This window comes from Pantoea sp. GW821-FHT03E06 (assembly GCF_059420725.1).
This window is the reverse complement of the sequence record NZ_JBWKUG010000001.1, coordinates 2494947-2513233: the sequence shown is the minus strand read 5'-3', so window position 1 is coordinate 2513233 and position 18287 is coordinate 2494947. Positions and strand designations below refer to the sequence as shown.

General features: G+C 52.2%; 19 protein-coding genes. 10 read left to right on the top strand and 9 right to left on the bottom strand.

Features of this window, described 5'->3' with window-relative positions:
* Window positions 1–6: 6 nt before the first annotated feature.
* The 6 genes from AC07WB_RS11780 to AC07WB_RS11755 all read left to right on the top strand — a co-directional run bounded on the left by AC07WB_RS11780 (window position 7) and on the right by AC07WB_RS11755 (window position 5370).
* Window positions 7–486, top strand: coding sequence for an L-2-amino-thiazoline-4-carboxylic acid hydrolase (locus tag AC07WB_RS11780; RefSeq protein WP_147198719.1), 480 nt, complete (start codon window positions 7–9; stop codon window positions 484–486).
* A complete protein-coding gene (locus AC07WB_RS11775) occupies window positions 483–1721 on the top strand; it encodes a Zn-dependent hydrolase (protein WP_097096884.1) in 1239 nt (412 codons plus the stop codon). The genes AC07WB_RS11780 and AC07WB_RS11775 overlap by 4 nt, the downstream gene beginning before the upstream one ends.
* A 123-nt stretch (window positions 1722–1844) precedes the next feature.
* Window positions 1845–2579 (top strand): amino acid ABC transporter ATP-binding protein, encoded by a 735-nt coding sequence (locus AC07WB_RS11770; RefSeq protein WP_097097687.1) that lies wholly within the window; start codon window positions 1845–1847, stop codon window positions 2577–2579.
* A 16-nt stretch (window positions 2580–2595) separates the two neighbouring features.
* Window positions 2596–3264: an amino acid ABC transporter permease gene (locus AC07WB_RS11765; protein WP_097096885.1), complete on the top strand. Its 669-nt coding sequence runs from the start codon at window positions 2596–2598 to the stop codon at window positions 3262–3264.
* A 13-nt stretch (window positions 3265–3277) separates the two neighbouring features.
* Window positions 3278–4069 (top strand): amino acid ABC transporter substrate-binding protein, encoded by a 792-nt coding sequence (locus AC07WB_RS11760; protein ID WP_494940548.1) that lies wholly within the window; start codon window positions 3278–3280, stop codon window positions 4067–4069.
* A gap of 2 nt (window positions 4070–4071) precedes the next feature.
* The gene (locus tag AC07WB_RS11755) at window positions 4072–5370 is read left to right on the top strand and encodes an NtaA/DmoA family FMN-dependent monooxygenase (RefSeq protein ID WP_097096887.1); all 1299 of its coding nucleotides are present in this window, start codon (window positions 4072–4074) and stop codon (window positions 5368–5370) included.
* A 50-nt stretch (window positions 5371–5420) separates the two neighbouring features.
* Here AC07WB_RS11755 and ggt read toward each other — a convergent pair whose 3' ends face one another.
* From ggt to AC07WB_RS11710, 9 genes are read right to left on the bottom strand one after another with little or no spacing between them, the layout of a single operon-like run.
* Window positions 5421–7043, bottom strand: a complete 1623-nt coding sequence (gene ggt / locus AC07WB_RS11750; RefSeq protein WP_494940547.1) for a gamma-glutamyltransferase — start codon at window positions 7041–7043, stop codon at window positions 5421–5423.
* Window positions 7033–8559: a class I adenylate-forming enzyme family protein gene (locus tag AC07WB_RS11745; RefSeq protein ID WP_494940546.1), complete on the bottom strand. Its 1527-nt coding sequence runs from the start codon at window positions 8557–8559 to the stop codon at window positions 7033–7035. Before AC07WB_RS11745 ends, ggt begins: the two co-directional genes overlap by 11 nt.
* Window positions 8552–9322 carry a VOC family protein gene (locus AC07WB_RS11740; protein ID WP_494940545.1) on the bottom strand — a complete coding sequence of 257 codons (771 nt, stop codon included), beginning with the start codon at window positions 9320–9322 and terminating at the stop codon, window positions 8552–8554. The genes AC07WB_RS11745 and AC07WB_RS11740 overlap by 8 nt, the downstream gene beginning before the upstream one ends.
* Window positions 9319–9729, bottom strand: a complete 411-nt coding sequence (locus AC07WB_RS11735) for a PaaI family thioesterase (protein WP_097096891.1) — start codon at window positions 9727–9729, stop codon at window positions 9319–9321. Before AC07WB_RS11735 ends, AC07WB_RS11740 begins: the two co-directional genes overlap by 4 nt.
* Window positions 9726–10748 (bottom strand): zinc-binding dehydrogenase, encoded by a 1023-nt coding sequence (locus tag AC07WB_RS11730; protein ID WP_097096892.1) that lies wholly within the window; start codon window positions 10746–10748, stop codon window positions 9726–9728. The genes AC07WB_RS11735 and AC07WB_RS11730 overlap by 4 nt, the downstream gene beginning before the upstream one ends.
* 15 nt (window positions 10749–10763) lie before the next feature.
* Window positions 10764–11741 carry an ABC transporter substrate-binding protein gene (locus AC07WB_RS11725; protein ID WP_097096893.1) on the bottom strand — a complete coding sequence of 326 codons (978 nt, stop codon included), beginning with the start codon at window positions 11739–11741 and terminating at the stop codon, window positions 10764–10766.
* 26 nt (window positions 11742–11767) lie between these two features.
* Complete coding sequence (locus AC07WB_RS11720) at window positions 11768–12535, bottom strand: ABC transporter permease (protein WP_400456228.1); 768 nt, start codon at window positions 12533–12535, stop codon at window positions 11768–11770.
* A gap of 1 nt (window position 12536) precedes the next feature.
* Window positions 12537–13271 (bottom strand): ABC transporter ATP-binding protein, encoded by a 735-nt coding sequence (locus AC07WB_RS11715; RefSeq protein WP_494940544.1) that lies wholly within the window; start codon window positions 13269–13271, stop codon window positions 12537–12539.
* Window positions 13268–13966, bottom strand: coding sequence for a GntR family transcriptional regulator (locus AC07WB_RS11710; RefSeq protein ID WP_097096896.1), 699 nt, complete (start codon window positions 13964–13966; stop codon window positions 13268–13270). The genes AC07WB_RS11715 and AC07WB_RS11710 overlap by 4 nt, the downstream gene beginning before the upstream one ends.
* A 305-nt stretch (window positions 13967–14271) precedes the next feature.
* On the opposite strand from AC07WB_RS11710, the gene AC07WB_RS11705 reads away from it, so the two are divergent.
* From AC07WB_RS11705 to AC07WB_RS11690, 4 genes are read left to right on the top strand one after another with little or no spacing between them, the layout of a single operon-like run.
* Entirely contained in the window at window positions 14272–15336 is a 1065-nt protein-coding gene (locus AC07WB_RS11705; protein WP_097096897.1) for an ABC transporter substrate-binding protein, read from the top strand.
* Complete coding sequence (locus AC07WB_RS11700) at window positions 15333–16631, top strand: acyl-CoA thioester hydrolase/BAAT C-terminal domain-containing protein (RefSeq protein ID WP_494940543.1); 1299 nt, start codon at window positions 15333–15335, stop codon at window positions 16629–16631. Before AC07WB_RS11705 ends, AC07WB_RS11700 begins: the two co-directional genes overlap by 4 nt.
* The gene (locus AC07WB_RS11695; RefSeq protein ID WP_069729721.1) at window positions 16628–17386 is read left to right on the top strand and encodes an ABC transporter ATP-binding protein; all 759 of its coding nucleotides are present in this window, start codon (window positions 16628–16630) and stop codon (window positions 17384–17386) included. The genes AC07WB_RS11700 and AC07WB_RS11695 overlap by 4 nt, the downstream gene beginning before the upstream one ends.
* Window positions 17379–18143: an ABC transporter permease gene (locus AC07WB_RS11690; protein WP_494940542.1), complete on the top strand. Its 765-nt coding sequence runs from the start codon at window positions 17379–17381 to the stop codon at window positions 18141–18143. Before AC07WB_RS11695 ends, AC07WB_RS11690 begins: the two co-directional genes overlap by 8 nt.
* Window positions 18144–18287: the final 144 nt, after the last annotated feature.

Sequence of the window (18287 nt, the reverse complement as noted above, 5' to 3'; positions counted from 1 at the left end):
AACATAATGAGTTGTCATCAAAACGAAGAGCTGGGCATTCTTGCCCGGCGTAAGATTGAAGCCGAAATTATCAAACCGATTTATGACGTCCTGGTGCGAGAACTCGGGAAGGCTCAGGCGCAAGCGCTGATTGGAGAAGCCATTGAAAGCGCGGCTATCCAGGCGGGGCAAGAGTTTGCCAAAAAAGAGCCCAAAAAGGCAGATCTGCGAAGTTTCGTCAATCTGCAATATCTCTGGGAAAAAGACAATGCATTAGACGTTAAAGTGCTCGATGACGACGGGCAACGCTATAACTATGACGTCACCCGCTGTCGCTATGCCGAGATGTATCACGAGATGGGCTTAGGCGAGATTGGGCATCTCCTTTCTTGTGCGCGGGATGACAAGTTTATTGTCGGTTATGCACCTGAAGTTGAGCTAACGCGCACCACCACAGTGATGTCTGGTGCGCCGCGTTGTGACTTTCGCTATCGGGTAAAATCATGAGTATCACAGCCCGTATCAACGCGCAACGACTGTGGCAATCCCTCGAAACCTTTGCCACTTTTGGTGCGACCCCTGCTGGCGGTGTGACGCGTCTTACGCTAAGTGAAGAAGACCGTCAGGGGCGAGATACCCTGAAGCGCTGGGCCGCTGAAGCGGGTTTTTCCTGCGAGATTGATGAGTTGGGTAGTATGTTCATCAGACGACCCGGTAAAAATGCCGGGCTGGCGCCCGTCATGATCTGCTCTCATGCTGATTCACAACCGCAGGGAGGCAATTATGATGGTGTCTATGGCGTACTGGCCGGGTTGGAGGTGTTGCGCACCCTTAATGATCACGAAATCCAAACCGAGCGCGATATTCTGCTGGTTAACTGGACCAATGAAGAGGGCGCGCGATTTGCGCCAGCCATGTTGGCCTCGGGAGTTTGGGCCGGTGTCTTCTCTAAGGCCTTTGCACTGAGCCGCCTGGATAGTGCGGGTATCTCCGTTGCTGAGGCGTTGGAAACGATCGGCTATCAAGGTCGTCACAAAGTACAACCAATTGACCTTCATGCCTGCTATGAATTGCATATTGAACAAGGCCCGATCCTCGAAGAAACTCGCACGGATATTGGTATTGTTCATGCCGCCATGGGGCAGCGATGGTTTGAAGTCACCCTTCAGGGTTTTGCCGCGCATGCGGGCACGACACCAATGGATTTACGTCAGGATGCGATGTGCGGTTTTGCGGAAATTGTGCTGGCTGTCGAGAAGATTGCACAACAAAGCGGCAAGGATGGTCGGGGTACAATTGGCATGTCTCGGGTGGTGCCTAATTCCCGTAACGTTGTACCGGGTGAAGTTTTCTTCACCGTTGAGTTTCGTCATCCTGAATCAAAGAGTCTGGAAGTCATGGAATCAGGTTTGCATGATGCACTGAACACATTATCCCATCGTCATCTGACAGTTCACGTTGAGAAAATTTTTGATTATGCACCGATTAAGTTTGATCAGTGTTGTGTGTCTCGCATTGAAAAGGCGGTGGAACATTTGGAGTTCAGTCAAAGCAATATGGTCTCCGGGGCCGGCCATGATGCTTGTTATATTCAACGTGTAGCACCCACGGCTATTATTTTTATTCCTTGTGTAAAAGGGATTAGCCACAACGAGGCAGAAGCTATTTTGCCAGAATGGTCAGAGAAAGGGGCTAATACACTCTTTCGAACGATTATCATTGCGGCGAATGAAAGCGAGTAAATTCTCGTTAACTTAATATTCGTTAGCAAATTAAAACATATGCTTCGCGCTATTAAGCATTTTGTCTGATTTAATGACCTGTTGATAATCGGCTGCTGACTCTTAATGTATGCCGATAAATCAATGATAAATGTCTCAGGGATAAGTAAATCGTTTCGCGGCTTCCAGGCACTCGACAATATCAGTTTCGATGTGCAGCCACGAGAGGTGGTTTCCATCATTGGCCCGTCAGGTTCGGGAAAGTCCACGCTTTTACGTACGTTGAATCTTCTGGTCCTGCCCGATTCGGGGAAGATTTCAATCGGTAACGCATCTATAGATGCACAGCATGTCCAGCGAAAACAGATCAATACGCTGCGCAGTAAAAGCTCAATGGTCTTCCAGCATTACAATCTTTTTCGAAATAAAACCGCACAGGAAAATATTACTGAGGTCCTGCGTTTCGCTAAAAAACTAGGTCGTAAGGAAGCGGATGAAAAAGCCCTGGAATATCTCCATCGTGTCGGGCTGCATGATAAAGCGTCATCATATCCGGCGATGTTATCGGGAGGGCAACAGCAGCGGGTGGGAATTGCACGTGCGCTCAGTCTGGAACCTGAAGTCATTCTGATGGATGAGCCCACTTCCTCACTTGATCCTGAAATGCGCCGCGGCATATTAAAACTGATTGCCGAAATTGCGACGCAGAATATCACCCTGGCTATCGTGACTCATGAGATGAATTTTGCCCGAGAAATTTCAGATCGGCTCTTTTTTATGGAGCAAGGCAGAATCATCGCTCAGGGTGCACCCGATGAGATCATTCAAGGTGATGTGGGAAGCCGAATAGACGCCTTTGTAAACGACTACGAAATATAAGTCAGGAAACTAGACCATGAATTTTGACCTGATCTATATGTTCAAATTGATTCCCGCCATTCTGGGCTATCTGCCAATCACTTTGCTGATCTCGGGAGCTTCCATCATTGTAGCCACCTTACTGGGTTTGCTACTCGCGCTCATGCTGCGTGGCGGAAAGCTACTGCGTGGTGTCGCTCGGCTGTATATTTCCTTTTTCAGAGGCACTCCAGTACTGGTTCAATTATTGATTATCTATTTTGGTTTGCCACAACTATTTCCAGTATTGAATTCCGTTGGGCCCGTTTACGCGGTTATCGCCGGATTGAGTTTTAACACTGCTGCATATTTGGCTGAGATATTCCGCGCGGGGATTGATTCAGTGGACCGCGGGCAAATTGAAGCTGCACTGGCTAGCGGCTTAAGCCTACCCGTTGCTTGCTGGCGCATTTTGTTTCCGCAAATTTGTCGCAATGCGATCCCGGCAACAGGCAACATGTATATCGGGCTGATTAAAAACTCCTCACTGGCTTTTACACTCGGTGTCACCGAGTTGCTGTCGGCAGGAAAACTTGAAGCCACTGCCTCGCTTAAATTCTTCGAAGCTTATACCGCTGTTGCATTGGTCTATTGGGGAGTGACCTTCCTGCTCTCATTACTGCAGCGGCAACTGGAAACCCATCTGGGCAAACCCTATCAACAATAGTTCAGGAGTCGGTATGAAGTTAGGCGGATTGGTGATGTGCCTGTGTGCAGCAGTGTTGTTGAGCGCATGCGATCAAAGTAAGCAGACGAGCGATGCTCAGGATGTATTGCGTGTGGGTGCGACACCAGATGGTTACCCACACTACTTTAAGGAAGGCGGTGAGCTTAAGGGCTTCAGCGTCGATGTGCTGAACGCGGTCGCGAAGAAAGCGGGACTCAAAGTTGAGTGGGTTACTTCAGATTGGGTCGGTGTGCTGGGGTCTCTCCAGACCGGAAAAGTGGATACCGTGGGTAACTTCGCCGACACACCAGAACGTCGTAAAGCCTATAATTTTTCCACACCTTATTACTATTCAGCGGCACAGCTTGCAGTCAGTAAAAACAATAACTGGGTGCATGGCCTGAGCGATTTGAACGGTAAAACCGTGGCAGCGGAACTGGGTTCTAACTACGCCAACGTATTAAAGGAGTCAGATCCTGAGCATAAAATCAATCTGGTGACCTATGAAGGCAGGGACGTGGTGGTGAATGCGGTCGCGCAAGGTAAAGCCGATGCATTTATTTCAGGCCAGGTCATCCTGCTGGGACAAATCAAACAAAAAGGACTGCCACTTAAAGTCGTAGGCGAGCCTTTTGGCGTGCGTCAGGTGGCATTGCCGTTCCGCAAAGATGTGCAAGGAGACAAGTTACGGAAAAAAGTGGATGCTGCGCTCGTCCAATTGCGTAATGACGGTACGCTAAAATCCATTTCGGAAAAATGGTTTGATCAGGACCTCAGTCACGCGCCAGCAGGAGGGCAGAATTAATCATGTCCTCTTTACACCTCGCCTTGTTTCTCGAAACCACCGGTTGCCATTATGCGGGTTGGCGTATGCCCTCATCTCAACCTGTACCGCATCCCGCTGATTTCAAACAGCTCAAAGCGTTGGCGATGCAAGCCGAGCAGGCAAAGTTTGATCTGGTGTTTATGGCCGATAAATTGTCGGTCGATGATATCTATGGCAATGATTTTGCGGAAGCCGTCACCCATCGTGTCACCGAACGGCCCGATCCTTTTTCGGTGCTCTCTGCATTGAGTGCTGTCACGGAAAAGATCGGCCTCGCGGGAACGATCTCAAGTTCCTTCGCTAGCCCGTTTGCGGCGGCACGCACGCTGGCGACGCTTGACCATCTCTCTCAAGGCCGAGCAGGGTGGAATGTGGTGACTTCAACCAGCGGCGGTGAAGCCAGGAACTTTGGGGTGCCGTTGCTGAGCCATCATCAACGCTACCATAAGGCCGGTTCCTTTATTGAAGCGGTGTTCCGCTTATGGGACAGCTGGGAAGATGGTGCCATAGTGGGCGATCGAGAAAAGGGAATTTATGCCGATGCCCGTAAAATTCATTACGCTGACATCAGCAACAAATGGTTCAACGTGCAGGGACCGTTAAACCTCTCGCGCGCTCCACAGGGCCGCCCGGTAACGATTCAGGCTGGTGGGTCAGGGGCCTTTACCGAGCTGGCGGCCCAGCGCGCGGACGCCATTTTTGCTTCGGAAAAGCCCAGTCTTGCTGCCGCGCAGGCCTACTACGCAGCAATCAAAGCCAAAGTTGTGCAGTATGGACGCTCCGCCAAAAGCCTAAAAGTATTGCCGGGGTTGCAGCCGATTATCGGGGCGACACAAAAGGAAGCAGACGAGTTACTGGCTGAACTCAGCCAGTTGCATCATCCCCTGGCGACGCTGACGCACCTTTCAAACACCATGGATTATGACTGGTCACAACACTCGCTGGATGAAGCCATGCCGGATATTCTCCCCCATCTAAGTCGACGTGAACGTTTTGCTCCGATGCTGGATCACGCAAGAGAGCAGGGCATGACGCTGCGTCAGTTCACGAAATGGATAGCGAGAAGTGGCTTTATTGTGGCAGGCACGGCTGAAAGCCTCGCAGAGCGCATGGCGCTTTGGTACCAGCAGCGTGCAGTGGATGGATTTGTGATCATGCCACCCTGGCCCGGGGCGGCAGATGCCTTTTTTAATCACGTTATTCCACTTTTACAGGAAAGAGGAATTTTCAGGGAAGCCTATGAACACGACACTTTACGCGGCCATTTGGGTCTGCAGTGAACCGTTCTGAAAGCTGGGTACTGCAGGCCAAAATGTGTGCCGCGCTGACCTTAAAATCCTAGCGCTTGCCCATCACGTCGGCTGTCGCTGGCCGCGACATAGCCGTGGTCAGGACTCTCTGAAAGTCGCCAGATAAACTGCCCGGCACCGAAATCCATGTAGGGATCGTAAATGGATTTCAACTGATGTCCGCGATCCTTTAGTTGCTGTGTCACATCAGTGTCAAAACGGTTTTCCAGGTCCAGTGTGAAATCGCGATTCACTTTCCAGCGTGGAGCATCGCAGGCAGCTTGCGGTTGTTGCTGATAATCAAGCATGCGAACCACCGTTTGCACATGCCCCTGTGGCTGCATATCCCCGCCCATTACGCCGAAACTCATCTGTGGCTGACCATTTTGCGTGAGGAACGCCGGAATGATGGTATGGAAAGGGCGTTTACCCGGCGCTAGCACATTGGCTGATTTAGGATCGCTAGAAAAACCTGCCCCCCGGTTTTGTAAGCTGATGCCATATTCCGGCACCACCACGCCTGAACCAAAGCCCATATAGTTAGACTGAATAAAGGACACCATCATGCCGCTCTCATCTGCGGTGGTCAGATAAACGGTACCACCGCTGCGCGGGATCCCCGCCACGGGTAAGCTGGCGCGAGAAATATCAATCTGGGCAGCCCTCTGTTTAAGATAGGTGGGATCCAGCATCTGCTCCGGCGTGACTTCCATTGATGTTGGGTCAGCCACATAACGGTAGACATCTGCAAAGGCCAGCTTCATGGCCTCGATTTGTAAGTGCTGGCTATCAACGCTGTCCAGCCGCAGGCTGGCAAGGTCAAAGTTTTCCAAAATGCCCAGCGCAATCAGTGCGGCAATACCCTGTCCATTGGGTGGGATTTCATGCATCTCATAGCCACGATAAGACTGGCTGACCGGCGTTACCCATTCTGGCTGATAGCGACGTAAATCTTCTAATGTCAGGTTGCCGCCGGTTTTTTGTGCCCACTTCACAATTTTTTCGGCTAATTCTCCCTCATAGAAGGCTCGTGCGCCTTGGTCAGCAAGAATGCCCAACGTTTTCGCCGCCGCAGAAAAACGAAACGCTTCCCCTACTTGGGGCGCACGGCCATTTGGCATAAAAGCGTCTGCAAAACCTGGCTGCTCCGCCAGAATCGGGACGGCTGCCCGCCATTTCTTGGCCACCATGGGTGCGACCGTGACGCCACGCTCGGCGATCTCTAATGCGCTTTGCATTAAACGGGAGAAGGGCAATTTGCCAAATCGGCGATGCAGTGCATCCCAGCCGGCGATGGCCCCCGGTATAGTAACGGAGTCCCAACCGCGTTCGGGTCTATTAGCGTGTCCGCTGGCATTGTCACCATAACGTTGACGGAAATAGTTGAGATCCCACGCGGCAGGGGCAGGGCCGGACGCGTTGAGACCGTGCAATTGCCCGTCTGCCCAGACAAGCGCAAAGGCATCGCTGCCCAATCCATTAGATACAGGCTCGACGATGGTTAAGGTAGCTGCTGTCGCGATAGCAGCATCTACCGCATTACCGCCCTCCAGCAGGACTCGGTTGCCTGCCTGGGCAGCCAGCGGATGCGAAGTCGAAACCACGTTGCGCGCAAAAACAGGCGTGCGTGCGGTCAGATAGGGGTTTTCCCAGTTAAAAGCCATGCTCTTTCCTCTGATGCACACGCTCTTCAGCGGTGAGTTGCAATGCCCGTCGGTCCACTTTATTGGTTCCGGCAAGGGGGAAATCGTCGGTCAGCCAGATATGACGCGGATGCTGATAGGCGGGTCCATGCGCTAAAGCCCATGCTTTAAGCGCTTGGGGATCCAGTTGCTCACCCGCGCGTGGAATGACCCACGCAACCGGTTTTTGCCCTTTGATATCATCTGTCACCGGTACGACACAGGCTTGTTGTACCTGCGGATGGCTTTCGAGCAACTTTTCCACCTCACCAGGCCAGATGTTTTCGCCACCACTGACAAACATGTCATCATGGCGACCGACAAACCAGTAAAACCCCTGCTCATCACGGCGGAAAACATCCCCTGTGATGTACCAACCGTCAGATGTTAAAGGAGGGGAGACATCAGGCCGTTGATGATATCCCAGCATCAGCGCTGGGCTTTTCATCTCTAATACGCCTTCTTGTGCGGGTTTATCCTTTCTGCTCTGCAGTCTCACGCTAACGGCGGGATGAGGATAACCCGGAGACCCCGGCGGCGTTGGCAAACCATCAGGATGCGAACTGAAGACCACCGGTCCAGCCTCGGTGGTGCCATAGGCATTGATAATGCGCGCTTGTGGTAACCACTGACGCAGTGCCTTGTAGAGGCTATCGCTGACGGGTGCTGAACCCATGCGAATCACCCTTACGCAGGAGAGATCGACTGAGGCTAACAATGCTTTTTCCTGCAACATCATCGCCAGCATGGGGGGGACGGCCGTCAGCCAACTGCATCGGTAGCGATCAACCGCTTGTAAATAGGCTCGGGCTTCAAATTGCGGCAGCAGGACGGTGGTGACATGGCTGGCGAGCGTTAATAACGCCAGCGCAAGGGCATTCATATGATAGAAGGGCGCCGCAATCAGCACTTTCTCGCCCGTCAGTTCCTGCGCGGTCAACCGGGTTTGTACTACCCAACGGTGACTGGCGTGGGTTAAACGAACGCCTTTCGGCATGCCGGTAGAACCCGAAGTATAGAGCATTAAAGCCAGATCATCGGCTTTGGGAAGCCAAGCGGTGAATTCACCGTTACGTCCCAGCGTAGTCAGCGCGCTGCCAAAAGCTACCTGTGGCAAATCCGTACTGACGCGTGCAAGTTGATCGCTGTCACCCAGCAGCAGTTCGCTGCCGCTGTCAGTGAGAATGCGTTCAATCGTGCTAACCGGAAAACGAAAATTAATCGGTACCGCCACCAGACCCGCGCGCATGATGCCCAGCAGGCAAGCAATATACTCAATCGAGTTCCGTGCCAGAAGCGCAACGCGGCTCCCTGCTGGCCACCCGTACTGTTGCAAGCCAAGTCCGATGGCATCTGCACGGGTATTTAACGTGCGGAATGTGATGGTATTTTGTCGCTCATCCTGCGGCATCAGAAACGCGATCCGATCGCTTTCACACAGGCTAGCGTGAAACACGCCGAGGTTTTCTGGCCAGTCTAAAAATGTCTTGTTAGTCATCGGTAAACTCCAGCACCATTTGCAGAGCCGGAATCGCAACACGAAGTTGTCCTGTACGCTGCTCATGCGGAAGGCCAATCGCTGCTGCCACTTGTGATACCAGTGTCAGGTCTCGCCCCGAAATCTGTATGGCAGCAAACCAGCTTTCACGTTCAGTCGCCGACGGCAGCAGCACACCGTATTCTTGGTGCCATTCTGCTGGACTGATGACGTGTAAAAGATCGGTTTGCCCAAGACGCGCGTATTGCTGTGCGGTAGCGACAACCTCTTTTGCGACCACAATCAGCGACTTTATTCTGCCTGGCTGAAGCCATTCGTCACGCCAGACCCACTCAGGGGTATGGTGCTGACAAAAGTAAACACGACCTGCGCTAAAGCTACCGGCTTGCAGGCGCATCGTGCTGAAGCGTGCTTCGCCACTGGCCTGAGCGCTGACGACCTCTCGTGAGAAGTGTTGTACCGGTTGTACGGCGAATCCTGACTGACGTAGCGTATTTTCAGTTTGGGCGGCATCTGTCGTGGCAAACACTAATCCATCAATACCGACCGGGCTCTCCAGGAGTTCGCGTCGCAAGGGTTCGCGCTGATCTGGCAGACCAATCAGCTCCAGATAATGATGCTCAAACATGATCAGATGATTAATCGACCCCAGGCTGTGATATCCGCGCGGGGTTAAGTGGAAGCCCAGGTCTGCAAACAGCTTTGCGCTGTCATCCAGCGCAAAATGGCTATTAATCACCAAATGATCCAATGGCAGGATCATGCTACCCCCTGTGTGACCGGCGTGGCGTAAAGACCCCGTCCGCTTGCGACCAGTCGACCTTCCGCATCATGGATCCAGGCTTCCGCACTGGAGGCGAGTTTGCCGTGTTTGATGACTTTGGCGCTTACCGTAAGATCACCGCGTGCAGGGCGATGGTAATCCACGTGCAGATTCAGCGTTGGCACGCCTTTTTGTGTCCAGGCAACCAACGCCCAGTCAGCTGCAAGGTCAATCAGCGTCGCCAGAATTCCACCATGAATGTAGCCACCCGCAGGATTGACCACAAACTCAGCGCGAAACGGAACCTGTAGCGTAATTTCCCCTTCCGCTACGTTGAATACTTTCAATCCAAGCCATTGATGATAGGGGCCTTGCAGCAGTTTTTGTTCGACTTCATGTGCATTCATGACTGAGCTCCTGATGAGGGATTAACAATGACTTTGCCGAGCACTTCACGATCGCGAATCAGACGTAACCCTTCAGCGGCTTGTTCAAGAGGTAAAACGCGATCGATTAATGGTGTAATCTGGCCGTTGGCAACCATGTGCAGCAGCGCGGTTAAATCTTCCTTATAGAAACTGTTTGAGCCTTTGATATTCAGCTCAAAACTCCAGACATAACGTAAATCTTCTTTTGGGTCGTAACCCGCAGTTGCACCACATACCAGTAGCGTACCGCCGCGTTTCAGGCACTTCAGCGAGGGGCGCCAGGTTTCTCCACCGGTAAAGTTAACCACCACATCAACGCCCCCTTCATGCGTGCGGCGCTGCGGTTTTCCATATTTTTCGATCGCCCAGCGCGAGAAGTCCTGCTCGCGATAATTCACCACATGGTCGGCACCTAAAGCTTTCAGCGCTGTGGCTTTTTCATCACTGCCCGCACAGGCAATCACTTCCGCACCAAGGTGTTTCGCCAGCACTACACAGGCCGTGCCAACACCGCCGCTGGCGCCTAAGATCAGCACCTTGTCACCCGTTTTCACGGTATTGTGGGTTATTAGCATACGGTGCGCCGTGCCATAGGCCACGGGCAGGGCCGCCGCATGTTCGAAGCTCACCTTTTCAGGGATGGCTATCAGCTGGCTGGCCTCAACCAGCGCATACTCGGCCATGCCGCCATCAATCATCTCGCCCATCAAACCGACGCCGGGTTTCAGTGGATTCACCAACACGCGATCGCCGATGGCCCAGTCAGCGACATCATCACCCACGCTGGCGATGGTGCCGGCTAAATCCAGCCCTGGCACAACCGGCAACGGAATCTTGATGCCCGGCATGCCCTGAACGGTGAACACATCGTGATAGTTGAAAGAGGAAGAGTGAACCTGCACCACCACGTGGCCCGCCTGGACAAGTGGCTGGGGCTTGTCAGGATCAATCTGCAATTGGTCAAGGTCGCCGTGTTGGTTTAATACCAGCGCTTTCATGAGTTGTACTCCGGTTTAGTTCAGGGTTTTGGATTGAAGGTAAGGGCGGTTATCAAACAGCTGATTGTTCAATGCACCTTTGACTGCGCCGCTACTGAGCAGTACCGCATGCTCACGCTTCAGCGTGTCAATGTCGGCTGTTTCAAATGACATCTGGTTCATGCGATCCCACAGGCCGACATAGGCACGGGCCTGGTCTTCCGGCAGATTTGCTTGAGTCTGAAGAATTTTCACGACCTGGTCGGGATGGGTGCGGCCCCACGCCAGCGTGTCACGCAAGGCGGCAATAACCTGGGCAACGGCTTCAGGGTGCTGTGCGATCAGCTCGCTGCGTGCGGTGCCGACGCCGATATACGGCAGCGCATCGCTATGGGTAAGCTTTTTCCATTCGTCGGCATAGGTCGCGATGACGCGCAATTTCAGCTCTGGAAGTTGCTGAACGGTCAGCGTACGCAGGGCTGCGGCATCAATTTGTTTTTGCGACAAGAACTGCGCGAGGCGGGACTCGTTGCCACCAATCAAGGCAAAGTCATTGGCCGTGATGCCGGCATTTTCCTGTAACAGAGTGGTGCCAATTACCGCCACCGATGAGCCTGCCGGAGACATGCCTATTTTTTTACCTTTCAACTGAGCTAGCGAGGTAATGGGCGAACCTTGCGGCACAACAAAGGCCACGTCGGCGGGCTGGGTAGCGGCAATGATTTTGACCGGCACACCTTCTGATGCCATGCTAAATACGCCAGCAACCGGTGCGCCGAATGCTAAATCAATCGATCCCGAAGCTAATGCCTTTAACGGTGCGTTTACATCCGGGAAATGCACGAACTCTGCATCGATCCCGCGCTTCTTAAGAAAAGCCTGGTTTTCAAGCACTGCGCCGTAACCGAGGCTGACGCCCGAGGTCCAGTATCCGATACGAATTTTTGTGTTGGCAAAGCTAAGCTGCGGTAACAGCGTGGCCAGCAGCGTGAACAAGACAAGCAGCTTTTTCATGACATACCCCTGATGAAAAGAATGAGTTATATGCGTTTTTTCCAGCGGAAAAGGTGTCGCTCCAGTGGCTTCAACAGACCACCTTCCAGCAACAACATCAGTGCGACGAGTAGTAGTGTCCAGGCGAAAACCTGGCTGGTTTGCACCAGGTCGCCGGCCTGGCGCAGGCGGTAACCGATCCCATCCGATGAACCGAGCGTTTCAGCCACCAGAGACACGCGCCAGCCGAAACCAAACGCCAGACGCGCACCGGAGAAGAAGTAGGGCAAAATTGAAGGAAAATAAATTTTTGACAGCAGTTGTCTGCGGCTCATGCGGAAACTGCGTGCCAGCTCCACAAACTGGGTTTCCACATTCAGCGCGCCCTGCCAGACGTTGGTTAAAATCAGCGGCATCGCTGTCATAAACACCACGAACACCGTGGTGGCGTCTGATATGCCAAACCAGATGATGGCAAAAATGGCCCAGATGGCTGAAGAGACCGTATTGAGGACTGCCAGCAGCGGTTCACAGAATCGTGCGACACGCGGATTGGCACCGAGCACCAAGCCGCAAAGCGTGCCGATAAATGCGGCCAGCGCAAAACCTGACACCACACGCCCCAGCGTTACGCCAATGTCATGAAATAAGGTGCCGGTATGCCACAACCCAAGCAGAGCCTGCCAGGTCGCACCAGGGCTGGGTAAAATAAACGTCGGCAGGTGCTGCGAACCTTGCCACCATGCCAGCAGAAAAATACCCATCAGGACCAGACGTTGGATGAGCAGACTGAGCGTGCGTGAAAGTAAGGTCATTTCACACCTCCAGCCTGAGCAAACGAATCTGTTCATTGACGTCAGGGAGAGTGGCAATGCGCGGTCGCGGTAAGGACAATGCCGTTTGCGAGTGAATACGACCTGGGTGCGGCTTCAGCACAACGACCCGATCGGCTAATACAACGGCTTCTTCAACATCATGCGTCACGATAATAATGGTCATCGCCGTTAGCGCCTGGATGCGTAAGAGTTCGTTGTGTAATGTACTGCGCGTTTGAGGATCAAGACGTGAAAAAGGCTCATCCATCAGCATGATTTGCGGCTGCACCACCAGGCTGCGCGCCAGCGCAACACGGCTGCGCATGCCGCCAGACAATTGATGAGGCCAGTGCTGGGCATAATCTGCGAGTCCCACCAGCTTTAAAGCATCACTGACGCGTTGCTGCTTCTCAGATTTGCTCAGTGCGCTATTTTCCAGGCCAAAATGCACGTTCTGTTGGACTGAGCGCCAGGGTAGCAGTCTGTCCTCCTGAAACAAGTAGGCTACCTGTTGCCATTGCTGAAAATGCTTCGCTGCTGTTCCCTGAATAAGAATGTCGCCATCATCGGCATCAAGCAGACCGGAAATGAGATTGAGCAACGTGCTTTTTCCACCTCCAGAGGCACCAAGCAGAGCGACAATCTCTCCGTTTTGAATGCTTAATGAGATTTTTTCCAGTACAGGCTGATGGGCGAAGGATTTACTGACATCCTTTAACTCTATGGCCGCGCTCATTCAAATATCTCCCGCGGCAACACAGGTAATAAGGTGCCTTTCTTGCTCAGGGTGGCATATATTTTTTCCAGCGTCATCGCCTGGAAAGTTTCAATATGTCGGCGTGCAATAGTTTCAACGCGTTTTGCATCACCTTCTATAAACGCCTCAATCATGGCGTTATGGTCATGTTTAATTTCGGGTTTAATTCGCTGAACATTAAATCCCAGCGCCACCAGGCGCGACATTTCATCCATCAGCCCTGACAAGGTATTAATCAGGTGTTGATTGCCCGTTGCTTCCACGATGGTGAGGTGAAAGCGTTTATTAGCATTCATAAAAACATCGATGCGCGTAGAGAGCGGAGCAGCCACTTCAACGCGGCACTGCGCCTCCAGCGATTTGAGCAATTCAATATCCACTTTCCCCACAGCAAGGCGTGCTGCAAGGGGTTCGAGCGCGGCGCGCACCGTGAAGACCTCTTCTACGTCTTGCACAGAAACCGGTGCAATGCGATAGCCCTTGCGCGGCCGGGAAATGACGAGTTTTTCATGGCTTAGCCGGGCCAACGCCAGACGTATCGTGCTTTTACCGGTGTGATAGCGCTCCATCAATTCAGATTCAGTCACCAGCGATCCCGGCAGCAAGCGGCAGGTCAATATATCGCGGCGAATCGTATGGTATGCCTTATCACTTAGAGATAAAAAATCAGTCACGCTGGCCTCTCAGTATGCCCTTGTGAGCTGCTCACAGGGCGAGGTTGAAGAGATGAATTAGCGCATTCTTAATTAAACATATCGTCATTTCCTAATAATTAAATCAGTAATCTAATCTATAAAAATGCATAGTGTGGGCTGCTCACACATAGACACTTAGCATTTTACTGAATAAATTCGCTTTAATTATTCTGGGCATCCCACTTCATCCAGGAAATGCACATAAATAGATAAAGTTATTTGTTCTTGATTCAAAATCACTCCTTTACCCTGGTGACCAATACTCATTACCCAGGAAATAAAAGATGCGACTGCAGTGGGTTTTATTTTCGCTTTTATGTGCAGGTGTTGTTCCGGCTAAAGCGGTTGATAATGTAACGGTTGCGCTGGCTATACCCTTAGCCGTACATGATGGCGCACCTTACGCGGCAGCACAGGAATTGGGACTGTTTAAGCAACAGAATCTGGCGGTAAATCTGGTGGTGTTCCAGGGTGCTGGCGCTTTATTACCTCAAGTTGCCAGCAAGCGCGTGACTTTTGGTTTTCCTGTTTCAGAGCCGGTGATATCCAGCTATTTCAGCGGCAAAAATCCTCTTCCGTTACGTTTTTTTTATAACGGCACGCCATCACAAACCATGGAATATGCGGTTTTAGCCGACTCACCCATTAAAACGCTATCTGACCTCAAAGATAAAAATATTGGTGTAGGCGCACTGACGTGGGGCACGATTCCTAACAGCAGAGCCGCGCTTAAGGTGGCAGGATTTCAACCCGGTAAAAATGTCAAGTTCGTCGCCGTAGGAGCGCTGGGATCAGGATTTGTTGCCTTACGGAATAAGCGGGTCGATGCACTGAATTTTAACAGTAGCTGGGACGATATTCTGGAATTGTCGGGAACACCGATTCGACGTATCGCTTACCCTGACGTGTTTCAGGAAAGTGCCGGCAATGGCTTTATCGCCCATGAGGATACCTTTAAAGATAATCCGGATCTCATCCGCCGCTTCGGCCGTGCCTATACCGAAGCGCACTATGTGTGTGAAATCAATCCAACCTATTGCGTGCAGGCGTTTTGGCGGCAGAACCCGGAAAGCAAGCCGGCAAATGCCGATGCCAAAGCACTTGCTGATGCAACCACGCTTCTTTCACGCCGCCTGCATCGCACGCTTTATAGGGAAGACGGCTCGCGCCGGACACCAGGTGAATACGATCTGAAAGTGATCCGTTCTTCTATCACCGCCATGGCCCAGGCCGGTGAGTTCCCCAGCGCTGACGTACCCGTCGATCGCATCTTCTCGAACCAGTTTGTCGCCGCTTTTAATGACTTTGATAAGCAAGCCCTGAAAAAACGCGCCGAGGAGGCCAAATGAGCGCTCAATTATTCATCGACCACCCCGACGATTTGATTGATCGACCACGCCAGATTCATGCAGTGGGTCTGGCTGAAGGCGTCGCCACGCTGACCACTGACTTTGTGCATGCTGATGGCAGCATCTGGCAAAGTGTTGCTCGCTTTGATATCGATGGATCGGAGGTGTTAAATCTCGACACGGCAGCACCGATTGAGGGGGACTGGTCGCTAGCGGAACCGGGAGCATTCATTTGGGCGTTGCGAAAGCAATCTGGACCTACCGATCCCAGTTCAAGTGAAAGTCTGGCGCCGCGCGAATTGAAATTGCAGCTGCATGATGCGAAAGGTGAGGTCGCTACGGCAACACTGACGCAGCGTATTCTCGCGGACGGCGTTGTCCGACGCGAAGTCCGCGAGCAAGGATTGTCTGGCACGCTGTTCACACCCCCAGGCACCGGGCCTTTCCCCTTGGTCATTGTGCTTAATGGTTCTGGCGGCGGTATGCCTGAATCCCGTGCGGCGCTGTTTGCGGCGCAGGGTTATCAATCACTGGCACTGGGATATTTCAAAGCGCCAGGCAGACCTGATTACATATCCGAAACGCCGCTTGAGTATTTTGAGCAGGCGCTAATTTGGGCACGGCAAGCATTACAGCCGCGAGCTGACTTTATCGCGGTGGCAGGGCACTCACGAGGCGGTGAGCTGGCGCTGCTGTTAGGTGCAACTTATCCCGATCTGGTTTCAGCGGTGATGGGTTATGTGCCGAGTGCTGTAGTGCACGGCACATTACGTGCTGGACGCCCAGACGAGCCAAGAGATGCCGTCGCCTGGACCTATCAGGGGCAACCTTTACGCAACATCTGGCAGGAAAACCCCGCAGCGGATTGGCATGCTTTTGATCATCCACCGGAGCCCGCTGCACCTATCCGCCAGGCGCCTGCATTCGTGGCCGTTGAGCAACACGCTGCCAGCCTGACAGCTGCACGCATACCTGTTGAGCGTATTGCCGGACCGGTGCTGCTCATCTCTGGCAGCGATGACGGGTTTTGGCCTTCTCGTGATTATTGCCGTCGCATTGAAGAAACGCTGCGGGCTCATCGGCATCGCTGGCCTGTGGAACATGTGGAGAATAACGGTGCGGGCCACGCCATTGGCTTTCCTGGTGTTCCGACGACTGACATCGCGCGTGTGCATCCGGTGGCCGGCGTTGTCATTGATGGCGGTGGCACCGCGCTGGAAAATGCACGAGCCAACCAACGTAGTTGGGAGCGGGTACTGGTATTTTTAGCTGCTGCAACATCGGCTCAGTCATGATTGAGGCACTGCAACTTCGGGATATTGAACTTACATATCCGACACGTCGCGGCACGATCCAAGCATTGTCGAACGTGAATTTATCCGTGCGGGAAGGGGAGTTTGTGGCCATTCTAGGTCCTTCTGGCTGCGGCAAATCGACCTTACTCAAACTTGCGGCGGGATTATTACCCGCCAGTGGTGGGGAGATAACCCTTGGCGGCCATCCCCTGTCAGGTCCAGGCAAACAGACCGGCGTGGTCTTCCAGAAGCCTAATCTGTTGCCATGGAAAACGGTGCTAGAAAATGTACTGCTACCGGCGCGTACACTGGGTCTGGCTATCGCGCCAGCGCGCTTGAGAGCCTACCACATGCTGGAATTGGTGGGCTTGGCGGAATTTGCAGCGAACTATCCTTTTGAGCTCTCCGGTGGAATGCAACAGCGAGTGGGTATTGCACGAATGCTGTTACATGACCCGCAGCTATTGCTGATGGATGAACCCTTTGCGGCACTGGATGCGCTCTCAAGAGAAACGTTAATGCTGGAGTTACAGCGTATCTGGGAACAGCAGCGCAAATCCGTGCTGTTCATCACCCACAGTATTCAAGAAGCGGTGTTTCTTGCCGACCGCGTGCTGGTGATGTCGCCACGGCCTGGCACGCTGGTTGAAGATTTAATCATTCCGTTGCCGCGTCCGCGAACGCTTGAAACGCTTGCCGACCGGGACTTTATGCAGTTATGCCAGCATTTGAGGAGCTATTTTACTCATGCGTAAGATTATGCCATTTCTTTGCCCGACCATCAGTTTGGCGGTGCTGCTACTGCTGTGGGACTTTTCGGTACGGCTTTTTGCTATTCCTGATTATCTTCTGCCCGGCCCAGCTGCGGTGTTCTTAGCCCTTTATCAGGGGTTCGCGGATGCCAGTATCTGGCCGCATATTGCTGCAACATTAAGTGAAATTGCCTTGGGTTATACCTTTGGAAGTCTGTTGGCTATCGCTCTCGGCATCGTTCTGGCTGAATCCACTACCTTTGAACGATTTGTTTATCCGCTGCTGGTCGCCTTGCAGGCGATGCCCAAAGTCGCATTAGGTCCCATTATTCTGGTGTGGTGCGGTTTTGGCATCGCCTCCAAAGTAGTCTTGGTCACTCTCGTGTGTTTTTTCCCGTTGTTCGTTAATACCGTAAATGGCATTCGTCGCACGGATAATGAATTGTTAGATACCTGTCGGGCATTTTCAGCTTCGAAAGTTTACTTATTGATTCATGTGAAACTTCCATCGGCTGCCAGTGAAATATTTTCTGGATTACAGATTGGTGTTTCACTGGCGTTAATTGGAGCCGTTGTTGCCGAGTTTTTGTCAGCTCAACAGGGTTTGGGATATTTAATTGCCTCCAGCTCCGTCAATATGAGCCTTTCAACGATGTTTTCTGGTGTGTTGCTATTGGCGGTAATAGGCATATGTGGTGCTCATTTTGTAAAAATACTGCAGCGTAAGGTTGTTTTTTGGGAGGTATCATCAAATCGTTAATCTAAATTTGGGGGTGTTTAAAAGATGCATTCAAATGTGTTTAATTACATGGTGAAGATTATGAAAATTCATTTAAAATTTAATTTGGGTTGTCGATTTTCTGAAATAGGTTTTGACCTGAACATCTCATTCTGACCAATGAAA

Excerpts from the sequence above, each read along its gene's own strand:
- AC07WB_RS11715 (WP_494940544.1), bottom strand. The coding sequence starts at position 13,271 with ATGAGCGCGGCCATAGAGTTAAAGGATGTCAGTAAATCCTTCGCCCAT.
- AC07WB_RS11700 (WP_494940543.1), top strand. The coding sequence starts at position 15,333 with ATGAGCGCTCAATTATTCATCGACCACCCCGACGATTTGATTGATCGA.
- ggt (WP_494940547.1), bottom strand. The coding sequence starts at position 7,043 with ATGGCTTTTAACTGGGAAAACCCCTATCTGACCGCACGCACGCCTGTT.
- AC07WB_RS11760 (WP_494940548.1), top strand. The coding sequence starts at position 3,278 with ATGAAGTTAGGCGGATTGGTGATGTGCCTGTGTGCAGCAGTGTTGTTG.
- AC07WB_RS11775 (WP_097096884.1), top strand. The coding sequence starts at position 483 with ATGAGTATCACAGCCCGTATCAACGCGCAACGACTGTGGCAATCCCTC.
- AC07WB_RS11770 (WP_097097687.1), top strand. The coding sequence starts at position 1,845 with ATGATAAATGTCTCAGGGATAAGTAAATCGTTTCGCGGCTTCCAGGCA.
- AC07WB_RS11745 (WP_494940546.1), bottom strand. The coding sequence starts at position 8,559 with ATGACTAACAAGACATTTTTAGACTGGCCAGAAAACCTCGGCGTGTTT.
- AC07WB_RS11705 (WP_097096897.1), top strand. The coding sequence starts at position 14,272 with ATGCGACTGCAGTGGGTTTTATTTTCGCTTTTATGTGCAGGTGTTGTT.
- AC07WB_RS11730 (WP_097096892.1), bottom strand. The coding sequence starts at position 10,748 with ATGAAAGCGCTGGTATTAAACCAACACGGCGACCTTGACCAATTGCAG.
- AC07WB_RS11735 (WP_097096891.1), bottom strand. The coding sequence starts at position 9,729 with ATGAATGCACATGAAGTCGAACAAAAACTGCTGCAAGGCCCCTATCAT.
- AC07WB_RS11695 (WP_069729721.1), top strand. The coding sequence starts at position 16,628 with ATGATTGAGGCACTGCAACTTCGGGATATTGAACTTACATATCCGACA.
- AC07WB_RS11740 (WP_494940545.1), bottom strand. The coding sequence starts at position 9,322 with ATGATCCTGCCATTGGATCATTTGGTGATTAATAGCCATTTTGCGCTG.
- AC07WB_RS11725 (WP_097096893.1), bottom strand. The coding sequence starts at position 11,741 with ATGAAAAAGCTGCTTGTCTTGTTCACGCTGCTGGCCACGCTGTTACCG.
- AC07WB_RS11720 (WP_400456228.1), bottom strand. The coding sequence starts at position 12,535 with ATGACCTTACTTTCACGCACGCTCAGTCTGCTCATCCAACGTCTGGTC.
- AC07WB_RS11690 (WP_494940542.1), top strand. The coding sequence starts at position 17,379 with ATGCGTAAGATTATGCCATTTCTTTGCCCGACCATCAGTTTGGCGGTG.
- AC07WB_RS11755 (WP_097096887.1), top strand. The coding sequence starts at position 4,072 with ATGTCCTCTTTACACCTCGCCTTGTTTCTCGAAACCACCGGTTGCCAT.
- AC07WB_RS11780 (WP_147198719.1), top strand. The coding sequence starts at position 7 with ATGAGTTGTCATCAAAACGAAGAGCTGGGCATTCTTGCCCGGCGTAAG.
- AC07WB_RS11765 (WP_097096885.1), top strand. The coding sequence starts at position 2,596 with ATGAATTTTGACCTGATCTATATGTTCAAATTGATTCCCGCCATTCTG.